We start from the raw sequence: 15,218 nt of genomic DNA on the forward strand, positions 1-15,218 counted from the left end.
CCCTCAACAAGGTTCGAACGCATAGCCATTTTCCTGGCGCGTCAACATGGCAAACGCTGTCGTGTTCATGTGGGTTGCGCTAAAGGCAATGCGTTCCGATGCGATCCTGTCAAACAATGCTCGGCGTGTTCGAACTGCGTCAGCAGGATCGCTGTCGAGGGCATAGGTGATGTCCGGATTTGAGAACTGAAGCTTGTCCGAAACCATGGCGTCGGCCAGGAGGAAGCATTCCTCATGGCCGGACGTCAGGTGTACAACCTGGTGGCCGGGCGTGTGACCCTGGGCTAGCAACAATCCGATCCCGCTGCCGAGATCCACGTCGCCAGGGTGCTGAGTGAGTTGTTTCTTCAAGGGTTCAGCAAGTGTCTGTATCAGGCCAATCATCGGCTTTTGCCCGTTATCGGCGGAAGCCAGCAATTTCGGATCTGTCCAGAACGCCCATTCCTGAGCCTGAATGTGAATTTCAGCATTCGCAAAGAGGCTCGTGCCGTTGGCGCTCAATCCTCCAATGTGATCTGCATGCATATGCGTGATCACGACATCGGTAATGGATGACCTTTTGAGCTCCAGGCCCGGGTCTTGCCAGTTTAACCGCCCGGTATCCGGAAAGCGTTCCTTGAGACAGTTTCCGGATCCTGCATCTACCAGAATTTTCCTGTTTTTCGTTTCGATCAGCCAGGAGTTTGCGCCGAAGCGCGTGGACGGCGTTACCTTTTCGCTCTCATGTGGCTGTGTGTTTGAAAAATAGTCTGCCGGGATGAGAAGTTCACCATCAGAAAGACTGGTGATCGTCAGGTCGCCAAGGGTAAGGGTCGAGGAAGTCTCGTTAAAATCTCGCATGTTTTGCTCCCAAAATCTTCAACTGGGGCGAGATTAGATTCAGGATTTGGTCGCGACGATTGGCGTAATAGTCAATTCATGTGCTAAATCGGTCATATGACCAAGGGCTTTCGTTTTGCCATCCTGGCTTACCCTGGAGCAATGCAATCGGCTGTGCTCGGACTGCAGGACATTCTGGCATTCGCATCTGAGACCAGTACGGAGAAGCTCCAAATCAGCGTCTTGACGGACTTTGAGATCCTGTCCGGTGGGTATGATGCGGTGATCCTTCCCCCGTCGATTGACGAAGTGAAGGTTGAACAAGTTCCGCAACTGCCACCATTTTTGAAGCGGATGCACGAAAAAGGGGCTGTTGTGTGTTCCGCCTGTACCGGCCTCAGTTTCGTTCTGGCTGCCGACCTGGACGGTGGAAGGACCGTCACAACGCATTGGGGGCTGGAACAAAGGCTCAAATCAAGCCACCCGGAGCTCCGCCTGGATACAGGAGCCATTCTTGTTGAATACACCGATTTGATCACCGCCGGTGGATTGATGGCCTGGATTGATCTCGCGCTTGCCCTGATCGAACGTTTTCTCGGCTATTCAGTTGCAGCCCAGACTGCACGGCATTTCATTGTCGAGTTTCGTCGGCGTGATCAGCGCCGTTTCCGCCGCTTTGTTCCTGAACTGCGCCATGGTGATGGCGCCATTCTGAAAGCGCAGCACCTTCTGGACCGCCTTGCATGTGAAGACGTTACAGTCGCGATTGCAGCAAGGTCTTCGGGATTATCAGATAGAACTTTCTTGCGGCGCTTCAAATCGGCCACCGGGTATTCACCAAAGGCCTATCTGCAGGAACTGCGTATCGAGCGAGCGCGGGATCTGCTGATCGAGACCGACAAAAGCATTGCGGAAATCTGCTATGCGGTCGGTTACAACGATCCCCCCTCTTTCGTACGTTTGTTTGCCCGTCTTTGCGGCCTTCCGCCGGGTGGTTTTCGCGAGCACTTCAAATAGACGCTCCCAACCCGATCGCGCGGGACCGGATCTGTCGTTACTTCCTCGGAAATGGCCTTGCCTTTAGCCAAAGAAACAGCGGAAGCCTTTGCCAATTCTTCAAGCGCTCGGGCGTGGACTTCGGATCTGGTACCGGTTCCTTGATTGACGTGATGGCGAAACCGGCTTGTTCCAGTGCCGCCGCATAGTTCTGCAGCGGCTGCGACCAGCCGAAAAAGGACATTTCCAATCCGTCCTGCACCATCGTCTCTTCGAAATGCGTTCGCTCCAAATAGGGTTCGGTTATGACGAACGGCGCATTGGGACCTGCACCCCGAAAGCTGCCAATATCGGCAAATGGGTGCACGATCGAAATCGTCAGAGCCCCATCAGATTTCAGCACACGGCCGACTTCAGAAAGTGTAGCCGGTACATCCTCGACATCCATCAAGACGTTGTAGGCGGTCACCTGATCAAAGAGGTCATCGGGGAACGGAAGGGTATCAGCGCCACAGACTGCATAGGCGTTTGCAGACGTTGCGTCTTTAGCTGCGTTTATGAAAGCCTCTACAGGGTCGGTTGCCGTTACGCGAAAACCACATTCCGTCAATAGCCGCGACACCCGGCCTTCGCCGCAACCGACTTCGAGCGCTTCACCGGGGCCGTTGCCGATGAACCCGGAAAGCTGATCGCGATAAGCCCAGAATGCATCGTGACCAGGAGTGCGGGCCCATTTGATCCAGTCACCGGCGATCCTGGTCCAATGGGCTCTGTCCTTGCCTTTGCCATCCATCATATTCAGCTCCAAAGTCAGCGGTTGAACCCAGATTTCGACATGCGGCGGGGCAGGACTTTTACGAGGTTTCGACCGAATAAAAAACCCCGCCGAAGCGGGGTTTCATAAATTCAGATTGGCCTGCCGTCCTATTTGATCGGGGCAAGAACCATGACCATCTGCCGGCCTTCAAGCTTCGGCGACGATTCAACCTTGGCGATTTCAGACGTTTCCTCGCGGACTTTGTGCAAAAGTTTCATGCCAAGATCCTGGTGAGCCATTTCCCGGCCGCGGAATCGAAGCGTAACTTTCACCTTGTCACCGTCATTGAAGAAACGCAGCATGTTTTTCATCTTCACTTCATAATCGTGAGTGTCGATGTTCGGACGCATCTTGATCTCTTTGATCTCGACGGTCTTTTGCTTCTTGCGAGCTTCTGCAGCTTTCTTCTGGGCCTGATACTTGTAACGGCCGTAGTCCAGGATCTTGCAGACAGGCGGGTTGGCGTTTGGCTGGATTTCTACCAGATCCAGACCGGCATCCATCGCGATATCCATCGCTTCTTCGGTCGGCACGACGCCGCGGTTGGCGCCTTCATGATCAATCAACTGGACTTCGCGAACGCGAATTTCATTGTTAGTGCGCGGGCCTTCCTTCGTAGGAGGCGGGGCGCGGAACGGACGGCGAATGGTCGCAATCTCCTCTATCGTTTCACTTGAGCGTCAGGAACTGGCTCGGTTCCTACACGAAAAACCCTGGAACACAAGTACCAAGGCCACTGTCGCGTGTCTCCTGACGCCGACCTAAAGCTCCTGCGAAACCAGTGAAAAGTCAACCGAAAACAGCGGTTTTCAGTAATTCAGAAGGTGTTTTCAGATCCGCATGTCGTTGTTTCGCGGGCAAATGCATGCAATTGGCGTGTTGGAACCGAAAGCGACGGGTAAGGGCTGTTGCATTCCAGCTGCCTGATGGGCAAGTAAGTACCGTGGCGCTTTGACACAAGGAAGAACCGGAATTGGACGGCGGAAAATTCTTATATCAGCTGCTTAAGGTCATACTGGGCTTTGTTCTAGCTGTCATTGCATGCGGTTTGTTTCTTGCCTGGGGGTTCTTCCGCGCATCTCATCCCAACGAAGATCCTGTCGCGTTTGCGGCCATGATCGGGACCGGTCTGGTCGGCGGCAGCGTTGTTGGAGCAACGGCAATTCTGCCTGCTTCGGTACTCATTGCGATTGCCGAGGCGGCACGCCTGCGCAGCCTTGTCTTTCATGTTGGGGCTGCAGGTGCGATCGCCTTTGGTGTCTGGACACTCAGTGATCCGGCAACGGCGGACGGATTTCGACCCGGCAGCACTGTTGCTCTTGCCGCCGGGTTTTTAGCTGGAGCCATCTATTGGTTGATCGCCGGCCGCTCTTCCGGCGCCTGGCACTCCAATTCAAGGCCATCACCCGTGAAGAACAAAGACCAGTCGAGCGGTTCCCAAGACGGCTCCGCTTGAGGTTTCATCGGTTTTCTAAACGCGTGAGACAACGTAGCGTTAAAGTTCGCCGTCCTTCAGGGCCTCGCGAGCGGCCTGATAGTGATCTTCCCGCATATGGCTGCGGATCATTGCGATGGCCGCCATCAGCACTGTTGCGTCGTCGCCAAATCCGACGCCAATCAGGAAGTCTGGAATGGTGTCGATCGGAAGTACGAAGTAAGCAAGTGCGGCAAACACCGTCGCCCGGACCTTGGTTGGTGTGCTCGGGTCCAATGCGCAGAAATATCCCGCTATCACATCTTCCATAAACGGAACTTGCCGCGCCGCCTTGCGGGCGGTCGACATCAATTTCTGCCGGATGGTTCGCTTCTGCTCATCTTCCGGCCCGAGAATTTCCGGGTCAAACCCGAGATCTTCGAAGGTCGTGTTCATAGATTGTCCCGTCTGCTTCATTTAAAAACATAAGGGCAGACAAGCAGATCTTCAACTTTGTTTGCTTAGAGGAATAGCGCCGCGGTGAGTGCGGTTGCTCAAATAATATTTTAATTCCAATAGTTTAGTACGCTGAATGAGGCTGCGTCAGCGGGGTTTGCCTGTTGCCATTTGATGCTCAACCGGTCCTGGTTTTCGCAGGTGAAGCAAACGGCAACAGAACTCCTTGCAACCTAACTTTCGTTCCCTTGGAGCTATTTGACCCGTCAGGCGGCTTTCAACCTTGCTCCGACCAAGACCATGCGAAGTGCGTCCTCACTGGCATTCCGGAGCAGCTTTCCGGCATCGGAGATTGCATCTTCCAGCGTACACGGACGTTTCAGTATCGAGGCAAATGCATCGATGCCGGTTTCAAAGGTTTCGCAAACCCCGCTGCCTATTGTGCCGGCCAAAGCGATCGTTGGAATGTTTCGTCTGCGCGCCCGCTGAGCGACCTCGCAAGGCACCTTGCCAAACGGGCTTTGGCCGTCCAGTGCGCCCTCCGCAGTGATGACAAGATCGGCGGATTCCAACAATCTGTCGAATTCCAGGTACTGCATAACGATGTTGAAACGTGGGTGCAGCTTCGCTCCAGCAAATGCGATCAGTCCTGCTCCCAGTCCGCCGGACGCGCTCGAACCGTTTATGTGTCCAATATCGAGATCTAGGTCACGATTGAGGAGCAGGGCGTAGATTTCAAGGGCTTCTTCCAGCGATTGGACCTGGCGCGGTGTTGCACCCTTTTGCGGTCCGAAAATGCGCGCGACGCCGCGTTCACCCAGTAAGACATTGTGCCAGTTCACTGCAGCATCGATCTGTGTTTCGCGCAGGCGCGGATCAAGTCCGGAGATATCGATTCTCGACAATTTTGCGAGCTCGGATCCTCCTTGTCCTATGCAGTTGTTGTTCGCATCAAGCAGGCGGGCACCCAAAGCTTGAGCCATGCCAGCGCCACCATCGTTGATGCCGCTGTCGCCGCAACCGATCAGAATACGCTCCGCGCCCGCATCAAGGGCAGCCAGGATTAATTCGCCCACACCATAACTTGTTGTTTGAGTTGGATCCCGCTGATCACGGGGAACCAGACTCAACCCCGCAGCGGCAGCCATTTCGATGACTGCCGTTCGACCATCCTTGCCCCCAAGCATGCCGAAGAAGCTCGAAACGGTTTGTCCTACCGGTCCCGTGACCATGATTTCATGAAGTGCGCCGCCGGTGGCGTTGACAAGGGCTTTTGTAAAGCCCTCGCCCCCGTCAACCATTGGAGCTTTCAAGATGGTGCAATCAGGTAGTGCGCGTCTGCAACCTTCCGAAATGGCTGCGACAACGTCGTTCACGTCCAGAGACTCCTTAAAACCCGACGGTGCGACAAGAATATTTAGAGTCATTTTGTTCTCCTATGCTTGGGGGGTGATAGGAGTAAGACGAAGTTAGATAGTATTTATTCCAATTTTTTCAAAAATTTGAACTTAGAAAGAAATTCACCTGATGCCTAATTGGCATCAGGTGAATAAATATTCAATTTCAGTTTCTTGGTATGTCAAGGTTTCTTGCGAGGCGTCGGCGCCGCGTCGGTTTTTGAAATCTGTCTTCCACTGCAGGATATTTTGGCGCTGGTGATAGATTCAGCGTCTTGATTGACCTCCGCAAACTGGAGGGAATGGGAGCGAAGTCTCACCATGTCCTGCGATTTGTAGATGTTCCTGACGGCCGATTTTTCAATTGGGAAGCCGTCTCTTCGCAGCCTGTCCCAGACATGCCACCAGCCAGCAGCCCACATACGTCGTTCGTAAATGGTTGCCAGCATCAACGTTTCCAGTTCGGTCCTGGTGCAAAGCGCGCCCTTCATCGGTTCTTGATGTTCTGTTTGATGCGAGGTCAGGCGAATTGGATCCGGATTGGACAGTCTGAGAGCGCTTGCTGTTGGGCCAACGTCAGCACTGTTCGCGGGTTGAGGGGGCACCTGAAGCGGCCAGATGAAGATGGCAAAGGCTGCTATCAGACCAACTTTCAGAGGCAGCAAGGGCATTGCAAGCCTGAACAGGTCCTTCTGGCCAAACAGATCATCACCCGCGGACTTGAAAATTGCTATGGGTTTAGCGCTCGCAACCATGGTCTGGCAGAAGCCGGTTCCCAGAACAGTGGCCATCACAAGGGTCATCGTGTCATGACCGAATTCAGCGAGCGGCAGGGCGAGAGAGGGGATGAGTACGGCTGCACGCGCGCTTCTGGAATTAATGACCAGATGTGTTGCAGTCGCGATGATGATCGTCACCAGGATCACAAATTCACGGTGCTGCAACAGATCCAGAGGCAAGACAAACAGAAGTTTGTCTGCAAGCCACTTGGCTTTGCCGCTTGAAACCACAGCCTGTGCGATCACCCAGGTCGATGCCAGGAAAACCAGTAACTCGGTCTCTACGTTTTTGAACAGTGCCTTCGGTTTTTCGTCGGTGAAAAGAGGTGTGACCACAACCGCGGCTCCCATACAGCCGATGATCGCAATCCCGATGCCGTGCATGCCGGATGTTACCCACGCTGCGATCAGCAAGCCCAATAGACACATCAGTCTCTTGTGTTTGGCGGTGTAGTTCGCCTCAGGCACGTGTCCTTTGGTGTTAAGAGGCCTGCGGCGGTCCTTGGCAGGCACGAATAACAGCAAAATCAGAACCGTCGCGCCGTGTGCCGCCAGAAGAGCGACCGGAAGGGCAAGCAGAATCCAATCGACAAAGGAGACTGTAAGCCCTGTCGAGGTTTGGATGGTTTCAACCGCGATGAAATGGGCCCCGGCACCAATGAGCGATCCTCCCGCTGATAAAAGAATTGCACTCGGGAATAAGAGTGCAAGCGCGCGGCGCAAGCTGGGTGTGGGCATTACTGGCGCAAGACTAACAAAGACCGGCAGAAGCAAGGCCGCGCGTCCAGATGTTGAAGGGATCAAAAAGACCGTGGCGGATACGACGAGTGTCAGTGCATGGAAGAAGCCGTTGACCGTCGAAAATGGCTTGACCACGCTCTGGGCGAAACGTTCGGTCAAGCCGGAGGATTTGATCGCCGCTGCAATGACAAATGCCGAGATGAGCAGCCAGACAAGTTCGGTTCCAAGAGCGGCATAAAAACGCTCTTCGGGTAAAGCGCCCGTCAGAACCAGGCCAAGAGCCGCCGTGATCGCCACCACTGAGTCGGGTATGGGCGTCAGTGTCCAGCCGACAATTGCAAGACCGGTCAGAAGAAAGGTGATCGCGGCTGCGCGGGACAGCTCGTGCGGGGCCAAAAAGACGAATGCGAAAAGTCCGATCGTGATCAGCGTCGCCGCTACAACGTCGAGACCAGGTAGCGAAGCCTTTGCGTGAGAGCGTTCAGGCTTGGCGAGTTGCGGTATTGTGGCGGGTGTCGCGGCAAGGGGGTCCATCATCATCTTCCAGTGTCGTGCGTTTGGAAGATTACGAAGCTGGCTCAGGAATTATTCCCTGCCGGCGCGACGGATTTCAAGGTGCCGCTCGTTCAGACTGGTGACGTGAAATTGCAAGTGGAGCGTTGCCAAGGGCGTTCCATTGCCGCGCCTAGGCATTCCCGCGCGTTTCCAATAGTCTTCTCGCGATCACCTGAGCCTGGATTTCCGCAGCACCTTCAAAAATGTTCAGGATACGGGCATCGCACAAAACACGAGAAATCGCATATTCGAGCGCAAAGCCATTGCCGCCATGGATTTGCAATGCATTGTCTGCTGCCGCCCAGGCAACACGGGCTCCCAACAATTTGGCCATTCCAGCTTCCAGGTCGCAGCGTTTACCGGAGTCCTTCTGCCAGGATGAAAAATAGGTCAGCTGCCGTGCGATCATCAGTTCGACGGTCATCAGGGCCAACTTGTCGGAAACCCGAGGAAAGTTGACTAGCGCCTTGCCGAACTGAATGCGCTCCTCGGCATATTTCAAACCGAGATCAAGGGCCGACTGTGCGACGCCGAGCGCACGCGCGGCGGTCTGAATGCGCGCGCCCTCAAAGGTTTGCATAAGCTGCTTGAAGCCTTCGCCTTCCACCTGCCCCAGAAGGTTCTCAGCCTTTACTTCAAACCCGTCGAAGGCAATCTCGTATTCTTTCATGCCGCGATAACCGAGCACTTCGATCTCGCCGCCGCTCATGCCTTCAGCTGGAAAGGGGTCTTCGTCTGTTCCTCGGGGTTTTTCCGCAATGAACATGGACAAACCCTTGTAGCCGGGTTCATCCGGGTTGGTTCGCGCCAGCAGGGTCATTATGTCGGCGCGCACAGGGTGCGTGATCCAGGTCTTGTTGCCTGATACTTTCCAGATTTCTCCGTCCAGGACAGCCCGAGTTTTCAAGGACGCGAGGTCAGAGCCCGTATTGGGCTCGGTAAAGACCGCCGTCGGCAAGATTTCCCCGGATGCAATCTTGGGCAGCCAGTGCTGTTTCTGCTCCTCGGTTCCCCCGCACAGGATCAGCTCTGCCGCGATTTCAGAACGTGTCCCCAGAGAACCGACGCCGATATAGGCGCGCGAAAGTTCCTCAGAAACAACGCACATCGCCTCCTTGCCCAGCCCAAGGCCACCGAATTCCTCCGGGATGGTCAGTCCGAATACACCGAGTTCAGACATCTGATTGATGACGTCCAACGGAATGTAATCATTCTTCAGGTGCCATTCGTGGGCATTCGGAACAACGGTTCCTTCCGCGAAGCGACGCATTTCGTTGCGGATCTGCTCCATTGTTTCGTCGAGGCCGGAATCACCAAAGGTCGAGTGACCTGCCTGGTCCCGGATCAGTTGTGTAATCTCGGCACGGATTGCTGGCGAATTTCCGTTTTCGATCAAGGTTTCAATTTCTGCAGTTCGGAATTCCGCGGTTTCCTTTGCTGAAATGCCGAGATCGACCAACCGGACAATTTCCCCCTGGTTCATGGCGATGCCGCCGAAGATCTGGGCGAGATATTCTGCGAACCCGAGTTGAACGATCTTGTCTTCAAGTTGGCCGTATCGGCCTTCTCCGGAAAGGCGCTGGGCATAGGCATCCAGTTGGCGCAAGGCTTCCACGTATGTTGCCAACCAGGCCAGTCCATGCGTTGCCCGTTGCTCTGCTTCCATACGGCGCGAGGAAATCCGACCGTCTTCCAACACCAGATCCCGCACACGATGTGCTGCCAGATCCAACAGGCGGTCCAAAGACGCGACAGCCGCTTCCGTCAATTGGCTTTGGCTTTCCGGCAATTCCGTCGCGGTCATGGCGGCAGGTGACATTGGCGATCTCCGTTTTCATTTGTTGCGCAGCAGCGCATTTTGTTGAAGCTATGTTGCGTTGCACACACTCATTTGTCGAGCTGGAATTTCTTCATCTTTTGGAGGGGGCGGTTTTCGCGGTGGCCACTTGACGAAATGCGGCGTCAAAGGCCACATCAGAAAACATGAGAGCACAGCAAACGATTCTGGTGACCTATGCTGTCCTGAAGGATGCAGTCGGCCACTTTACCAGCGATGACGGGTTCGCAATGGCCAGTCATGTCGCTCTGTCGGGTTTGCTGGCAGTGTTTCCACTGCTGATCTTCATTGCATCTCTGGCCGGTTTCTTCGGATTTGCCGGTGCGGCCGACACCGCTTCTGATCTTGTGTTCGACGCCTGGCCCGAGAGCGTTGCAGCTCCTGTTGTGCGTGAAATTCACAATGTGCTGACAGTTCCGCGCGGAGATCTTTTGACTTTTGGCGCTGTGGCAGCGCTATGGTTTTCGTCCAATGGCGTGGAAGCGCTCAGAACAGCTCTGAACAGGGCCTACCGTCAGCAGGAAAAGCGAAATTTTGTGCTGTTACGCCTGCAGAGCCTTGGCCTTGTGCTGCTGGGGGCCGCCATTCTGATAGCCTACACTTTCCTCGTGGTACTGGCGCCTCTGGCGCTCGAAACTCTAAAGATCTACGTGCCGCAGGTGGAGAGCTTTCTCCTGTCCATCAATGTAGCCCGTTTCACGCTTGCCGGTTCGCTGCTAATCATCGGCCTTTTTATTACCCACTGGCTGCTGCCGAGCGGCAAACGCAGTTTTATGGATCTTTGGCCCGGCATCCTGGCAACATTGGTGCTTTGGATCATTTCGGGCAGTGTTTTCGGTGCCTATCTGGCAAAATTCGCCAACTACGTTTCGACCTATGGCGGTCTTGCGGGGATTATGACCGCCCTGATTTTCCTTTATATCTGTGCCCTGGTTTTCATTCTCGGTGGAGAATTGAATGCCGCAATCTCCCGACAAAGGCGGTTTTGGCAAAGGAAAAAGCAGCAACAGGACATGCTTGTTGCCGCGAAGTAGGTTTGCCGGCGGTTGTCACGGCTTACGCGGCACGGTCCGAATGGTCAGAACCGCGCCTATGACCAGCGCCATGCCGGCAATCTGGACAAGGGACAGCGTCTCGTTGAAGAGGAAGTAACTCTCGACTGCAGTTGCCACGGGAACCAGGTAGAAAAGGCTCGCGACCTGCGAGACCGCACCCTCCCGGATCAAAAGCATCAAAAGAAGTATGGCGCCGACAGACAGAACCAGTACAAGCCAGACCATCGCAAAGATGAGATCGCCGGACCAGGTTATCTGCCAACTTTCAAAGGCGGAGAGTGGGACGGTAATCAACAAGGCTCCGACATATTGCCAGATGGTAGCTGCGAGCAGGTCCGTCTTCTGAACAAATCGCTTCTGGTAGACCGTGCCGAGACTGATGCCGGCCACAGCTGCAAAGACCACGGCAATCGTCACCGGCGTTATGCCAGACCCTCCAGGATCGAACTTAGGCCCAAGGACCAAAGCGAGGCCCGCTGCTCCGATCGCCATCGAGAGCCAGTGTTTTCTTGAAATTGATTCGTTCAGCAAAACCACGGCCATGAGAGCCGTAAGGACCGGTTGCAGGCCAACAATGATCGATGAGAGGCCGGCCGGCATGCCCTGTTTGATGGCCCAAAAAACGCCGCCAAGATAAATCCCATGCACCAACATACCGGTGATGATGCAATGGCCGATCACCGTTGGAGCCGAAGGCCAGGATTTTACCAATGGCAAGGCGAGTACGAACAGGACCGGTATAACTGCCAGAAAACGCAGCGTCAAAAATGCCATGGGTTCAATGTACGGCGCGCCAAGTTTTGAGCCGACAAAGCCCGTGGACCACAACAAAACGAAAATAGCCGGCGCGGCTTTGGCGAGAAACTTCAATTCGGCCTCAATGGGAAGGCCCTGCGCGGCTGATCGAAACGAAGCGGAGGGCAGTCATGGTAACCATCACGTTAATAGTAAATCAGCTTTTATGGCCAACCATTTGCTCATCGCGTGACATTCAAAGGAAATATACCGGTGACCCTCGGTTCGCAATCACCAATTCAGATCTTGTCCCGTCTGTCGGTCAAGGTTCGCATCATGGCGTTGAGCCTTTTCACAATTGTCGGTTTGTTGGCGATCGGGGCCGTTTTTTTCTGGAACCAAAGCGAACTCGATACGGCCTTCTCGCGGATGAGCGACAGCTCACTGCTCGCAGAGGAAGTCGCGGAGCTGTCTGAATCCGGGACAGCGTTGCGTGTCATCGAAGAGCGTTACATCGGTCTACCGTCTTCCGAAAAGTTTCAGGCTTTCAATGACGAATTGGGTAGAGCCAAGCAGATCATTGCCAAAGTTTCGGCAAATCCGACGGCCGCCCCTTATGCGGCCCAGGTTGCGGACGTAAAGGACACGCTTGAAGGCACGATGGGCGCGTTCGAAATGCTGGACGCAGTACAGCAAAAGATCGGTTACGACAGCACGCAGGGTTATCTTGCCGTCTTGAACGAAACCACTGGAGCCGTCAAAGACCGCCTCGCGGAAGAAATGAAGTTTGGTGGTGGGCCTGACTTTGAGAAGCTTGCGCGCGCCATTCTCGCAGTTCAGCTAGCTGAGAAAGCATTTACGCTGGACAACACTCCGGAGGCTGTTGAAGCGTTCGGCGTTCAGTTCGCAGCGTTCGAGAAATTGCTCAAAAAGGTCTACATCTCCGACGCGATCAAAAAAGAACTCTCCGACAACATGGTAAAATACAAGGCCACGTTCGACGAATACACGGCTGCAAAAACCGACATGGCCGGGCATCTAGATCTGCTTCAGAACCTTTTTGAACTCGTGCCACCGCACATCGCCTCGTTGAACAAGGCTGCCATGGACATTCAGCGTGAAGCAGCTGCGCAGCTGACAACCGCCCGCTCAATTGCGACATTCGGAATTGGCGGTACGATCCTGGCACTTCTTATCCTGTTGCCGGCCATCGCGCTGGTGATCGGTCAGTCCATTTCGCAACCATTGGTGCGCCTTCAAACGGCGATGGAAGCCCTTGCCGGTGGTCAGACAGAGCTTGACCTTCCCGAACTGGCAGGCAAGACAGAGCTTGCATCCATGAGCCGCACAGTAACGGTGTTCCGGGACAACGCCGTTGAGAGGGCGCAACTTGCCTCCGCGCAAGCTGTAGACAACCAACGCCGTGAAGAGCGCGTCACGCATCTTGATGCTCTCATTGGCGGTTTTGAAGGCACTGTCTCTGACGCACTCAACAGCCTGGACAGGGCAAATGGAGAGCTGAAACAAACATCGCTGTCGATGGAGCAATCGGCAGACGATGTTGCCGACCAGTCGAACGAAGCTGCAGTTGCTGTGCGCACCGCTGCTGAGAATGTAACGTCTGCGGCGCATTCGGCTGAGGAACTTGCGGCATCAATTGCGGAAATTGCCGGTCAAGCAAATAAATCCACGGAGGTGGCACAACTGGCCGTGGACAGTGCCTCATCAACGGTTGCGACAATGCGGGAACTTTCCGGTGCGGCGGATCACATCGGCGAGGTAATGGGGTTGATCCGTGACATTGCAAACCAGACCAACCTTTTGGCGCTCAATGCCACCATCGAGGCGGCCAGGGCCGGGGAAGCCGGCAAGGGGTTTGCGGTTGTGGCTGCCGAGGTAAAACAGCTTGCCGATCAGACCAGCAAGGCAACCGAAGACATTGCGGTCCAGATTGAGGCGATCCAGGGATCGTCCGGACAGGCGGCGCGGGCGATTGAGGACGTGAACAAGATCATAACCGACATGGAAGGCCTGGCTTCCGCCGTTGCCGCAGCCGTTGGGCAGCAGGATGAAGCCGTCCAGATTATTTCCCAGAATGTGTCCAGCGCTTCAGATCGATCCGACGAAGGTGCCAACCGCATGGAAGCGGTCGGCTCCGCAGCCGAACTTGCCCGCTCAAATGGTGCGGAAGTGGAGCAGCTTGCAGAGACGCTGGGGCGTCAGGGTGACCTGATCCGTCAGGAAGTTGCCGAATTTCTGCAAAGTGTCCGCAACGCCTGACGCTGATCTTGCTCACAAAAATCTTTTGAACGTCGCGACCGTCCCGTCGCGGCGTTTCGCCCGTCTGGCGAGCAAGCGTTCTTCATGCTAGGGCAAGGCAAGGTCAAACGACCAAGCTTGAGGAGCGTGGAGCGGAATGCAGGATCAAATCGTCATCATTGGTGCCGGACAAGCCGGCGCCCAGGTCGCACAATCTCTGCGCCAGGGCGGGTTTGAAGGACCCTTGCGCCTGATAGGCGACGAACCGCATCCGCCTTACCAGCGTCCGCCGCTTTCAAAGAAATTTCTGGCCGGAGAAATTGGCGCAGAAGGGCTGTGGCTCAGGCCTCCAGCATTTTTTGAAACCAATAAGATCGATCACATTCCCAACACCAAAGTCGTCGCGATTGACCGCACTGGTAAGCGGCTGACCCTGGAGAATGGTGACACACTGCCATACGGAAAGCTGGTGCTTGCCACCGGCACCAACGCTCGCAAATTGACCCTGGACGGTGCGGACAAGAAGGGGGTCGTAACCCTTCGTTCCATTACGGATGTCGACGATATTCGCGATCGGATGAGCACCAGCAAACACATAGCCATTATCGGCGCGGGTTATATCGGTCTTGAAGTGGCTGCTGTCGCCAAGTCGCTCGGCAAGAGCGTCTCCGTCATCGAGGCGCAGGACCGACCGATGAAGCGTGTCGTCAGTCAAGCCGTTTCGGATTATTTCACAGCGCTGCATCGGGCTCGGGGCATTGATTTGAAGCTGAATACCGGCGTTGCAGAGCTGGAAGGGGACGATGCTGTGACCGGGCTCAAGCTGTCTTCCGGTGAAGTCGTTCCTGCCGAGCTTGTGCTCGTGGCCGTTGGTGCCGAACCGAATGACGGGCTCGCCGAACAGGCCGGATTGGAGACTGACAACGGCATTCTGGTGGATGGCACAGGACAGACCAGCGACCCTGATATTTTCGCTGTGGGGGACTGCACACGTTTCTATTCCAACCGGTATCAACGCTCCGTGCGCATGGAAAGCGTTCAAAACGCAATCGACCAGGCCAAGGCGGCGGCGCAGGCATTGCTTGGGCACGAGGTCGATTATGACCCGTTGCCCTGGTTCTGGTCCGATCAATATGACATCAAGCTGCAGATTGCCGGACTGTCAGACGGCTATGACGATACGGTCCTTACCGGATCTCCGGAAAGCAACAAATTTTATGTTGCCTATCTCAAGGAGGGGCAGCTCATTGCTGTCGACAGCATCAACTCGCCGCGCTCGCACATGATGGCACGCCGCGTGATCGGCGACGTATGGCGTGACGACCTGCTACCTGACGCTTGAGATGCACGGAGATCAG

At 55.1% G+C, this 15,218-nt stretch carries 13 protein-coding genes; 5 read left to right on the forward strand and 8 right to left on the reverse strand.

Going from position 1 to position 15,218, the window contains the following annotated elements; genetic code table 11:
- Nucleotides 1-3: 3 nt before the first annotated feature.
- Nucleotides 4-840, reverse strand: a complete 837-nt coding sequence (locus Q0835_RS18695) for an MBL fold metallo-hydrolase (RefSeq protein ID WP_298963704.1) — start codon at nucleotides 838-840, stop codon at nucleotides 4-6.
- A 96-nt stretch (nucleotides 841-936) separates the two neighbouring features.
- On the opposite strand from Q0835_RS18695, the gene Q0835_RS18700 reads away from it, so the two are divergent.
- Nucleotides 937-1,836, forward strand: a complete 900-nt coding sequence (locus Q0835_RS18700; RefSeq protein WP_298963706.1) for a helix-turn-helix domain-containing protein — start codon at nucleotides 937-939, stop codon at nucleotides 1,834-1,836.
- A gap of 37 nt (nucleotides 1,837-1,873) precedes the next feature.
- On the opposite strand, the gene Q0835_RS18705 is transcribed toward Q0835_RS18700, so the two are convergent.
- The gene (locus tag Q0835_RS18705; protein WP_298817152.1) at nucleotides 1,874-2,611 is read right to left on the reverse strand and encodes a class I SAM-dependent methyltransferase; all 738 of its coding nucleotides are present in this window, start codon (nucleotides 2,609-2,611) and stop codon (nucleotides 1,874-1,876) included.
- A 128-nt stretch (nucleotides 2,612-2,739) separates the two neighbouring features.
- A complete protein-coding gene (infC, locus tag Q0835_RS18710) occupies nucleotides 2,740-3,279 on the reverse strand; it encodes a translation initiation factor IF-3 (RefSeq protein WP_298817623.1) in 540 nt (179 codons plus the stop codon).
- Between the two features lie 326 nt (nucleotides 3,280-3,605).
- Here infC and Q0835_RS18715 point away from each other — a divergent pair, with 326 nt between their 5' ends.
- A complete protein-coding gene (locus tag Q0835_RS18715; RefSeq protein ID WP_298817150.1) occupies nucleotides 3,606-4,088 on the forward strand; it encodes a translation initiation factor IF-3 in 483 nt (160 codons plus the stop codon).
- Between the two features lie 39 nt (nucleotides 4,089-4,127).
- Here Q0835_RS18715 and Q0835_RS18720 read toward each other — a convergent pair whose 3' ends face one another.
- From Q0835_RS18720 to Q0835_RS18735, 4 genes are all read right to left on the reverse strand, one after another.
- A complete protein-coding gene (locus Q0835_RS18720; RefSeq protein ID WP_298817147.1) occupies nucleotides 4,128-4,502 on the reverse strand; it encodes a YkvA family protein in 375 nt (124 codons plus the stop codon).
- 266 nt (nucleotides 4,503-4,768) lie between these two features.
- A complete protein-coding gene (locus Q0835_RS18725; protein WP_298963707.1) occupies nucleotides 4,769-5,929 on the reverse strand; it encodes a glycerate kinase in 1,161 nt (386 codons plus the stop codon).
- A 152-nt stretch (nucleotides 5,930-6,081) separates the two neighbouring features.
- Nucleotides 6,082-7,953: an SLC13 family permease gene (locus tag Q0835_RS18730; RefSeq protein WP_298963708.1), complete on the reverse strand. Its 1,872-nt coding sequence runs from the start codon at nucleotides 7,951-7,953 to the stop codon at nucleotides 6,082-6,084.
- A 151-nt stretch (nucleotides 7,954-8,104) separates the two neighbouring features.
- A complete protein-coding gene (locus Q0835_RS18735; RefSeq protein WP_298963710.1) occupies nucleotides 8,105-9,793 on the reverse strand; it encodes an acyl-CoA dehydrogenase family protein in 1,689 nt (562 codons plus the stop codon).
- A gap of 164 nt (nucleotides 9,794-9,957) precedes the next feature.
- Here Q0835_RS18735 and Q0835_RS18740 point away from each other — a divergent pair, with 164 nt between their 5' ends.
- Complete coding sequence (locus Q0835_RS18740) at nucleotides 9,958-10,845, forward strand: YihY/virulence factor BrkB family protein (protein ID WP_152499701.1); 888 nt, start codon at nucleotides 9,958-9,960, stop codon at nucleotides 10,843-10,845.
- 15 nt (nucleotides 10,846-10,860) lie between these two features.
- Here the strand turns inward: Q0835_RS18740 and Q0835_RS18745 are convergent, their stop codons facing one another.
- Nucleotides 10,861-11,736 (reverse strand): DMT family transporter, encoded by an 876-nt coding sequence (locus tag Q0835_RS18745; RefSeq protein WP_298817126.1) that lies wholly within the window; start codon nucleotides 11,734-11,736, stop codon nucleotides 10,861-10,863.
- A 138-nt stretch (nucleotides 11,737-11,874) separates the two neighbouring features.
- Between Q0835_RS18745 and Q0835_RS18750 the strand changes: the two genes are divergently transcribed.
- Both Q0835_RS18750 and Q0835_RS18755 read left to right on the forward strand, forming a co-directional pair.
- A complete protein-coding gene (locus Q0835_RS18750) occupies nucleotides 11,875-13,881 on the forward strand; it encodes a methyl-accepting chemotaxis protein (protein ID WP_298963711.1) in 2,007 nt (668 codons plus the stop codon).
- A gap of 136 nt (nucleotides 13,882-14,017) precedes the next feature.
- On the forward strand, nucleotides 14,018-15,202 hold the full coding sequence (locus tag Q0835_RS18755) for an FAD-dependent oxidoreductase (RefSeq protein WP_298963712.1): 1,185 nt from the start codon (nucleotides 14,018-14,020) through the stop codon (nucleotides 15,200-15,202).
- Nucleotides 15,203-15,218: the final 16 nt, after the last annotated feature.

It is taken from the genome of uncultured Roseibium sp., from assembly GCF_947499295.1.
Lineage (GTDB): Bacteria > Pseudomonadota > Alphaproteobacteria > Rhizobiales > Stappiaceae > Roseibium.

Excerpts from the sequence above, each read along its gene's own strand:
- Q0835_RS18725 (WP_298963707.1), bottom strand. The coding sequence starts at position 5,929 with ATGACTCTAAATATTCTTGTCGCACCGTCGGGTTTTAAGGAGTCTCTG.
- Q0835_RS18695 (WP_298963704.1), bottom strand. The coding sequence starts at position 840 with ATGCGAGATTTTAACGAGACTTCCTCGACCCTTACCCTTGGCGACCTG.
- Q0835_RS18740 (WP_152499701.1), top strand. The coding sequence starts at position 9,958 with ATGAGAGCACAGCAAACGATTCTGGTGACCTATGCTGTCCTGAAGGAT.
- Q0835_RS18730 (WP_298963708.1), bottom strand. The coding sequence starts at position 7,953 with ATGGACCCCCTTGCCGCGACACCCGCCACAATACCGCAACTCGCCAAG.
- Q0835_RS18700 (WP_298963706.1), top strand. The coding sequence starts at position 937 with ATGACCAAGGGCTTTCGTTTTGCCATCCTGGCTTACCCTGGAGCAATG.
- Q0835_RS18735 (WP_298963710.1), bottom strand. The coding sequence starts at position 9,793 with ATGTCACCTGCCGCCATGACCGCGACGGAATTGCCGGAAAGCCAAAGC.
- Q0835_RS18705 (WP_298817152.1), bottom strand. The coding sequence starts at position 2,611 with ATGATGGATGGCAAAGGCAAGGACAGAGCCCATTGGACCAGGATCGCC.
- Q0835_RS18755 (WP_298963712.1), top strand. The coding sequence starts at position 14,018 with ATGCAGGATCAAATCGTCATCATTGGTGCCGGACAAGCCGGCGCCCAG.
- Q0835_RS18720 (WP_298817147.1), bottom strand. The coding sequence starts at position 4,502 with ATGAACACGACCTTCGAAGATCTCGGGTTTGACCCGGAAATTCTCGGG.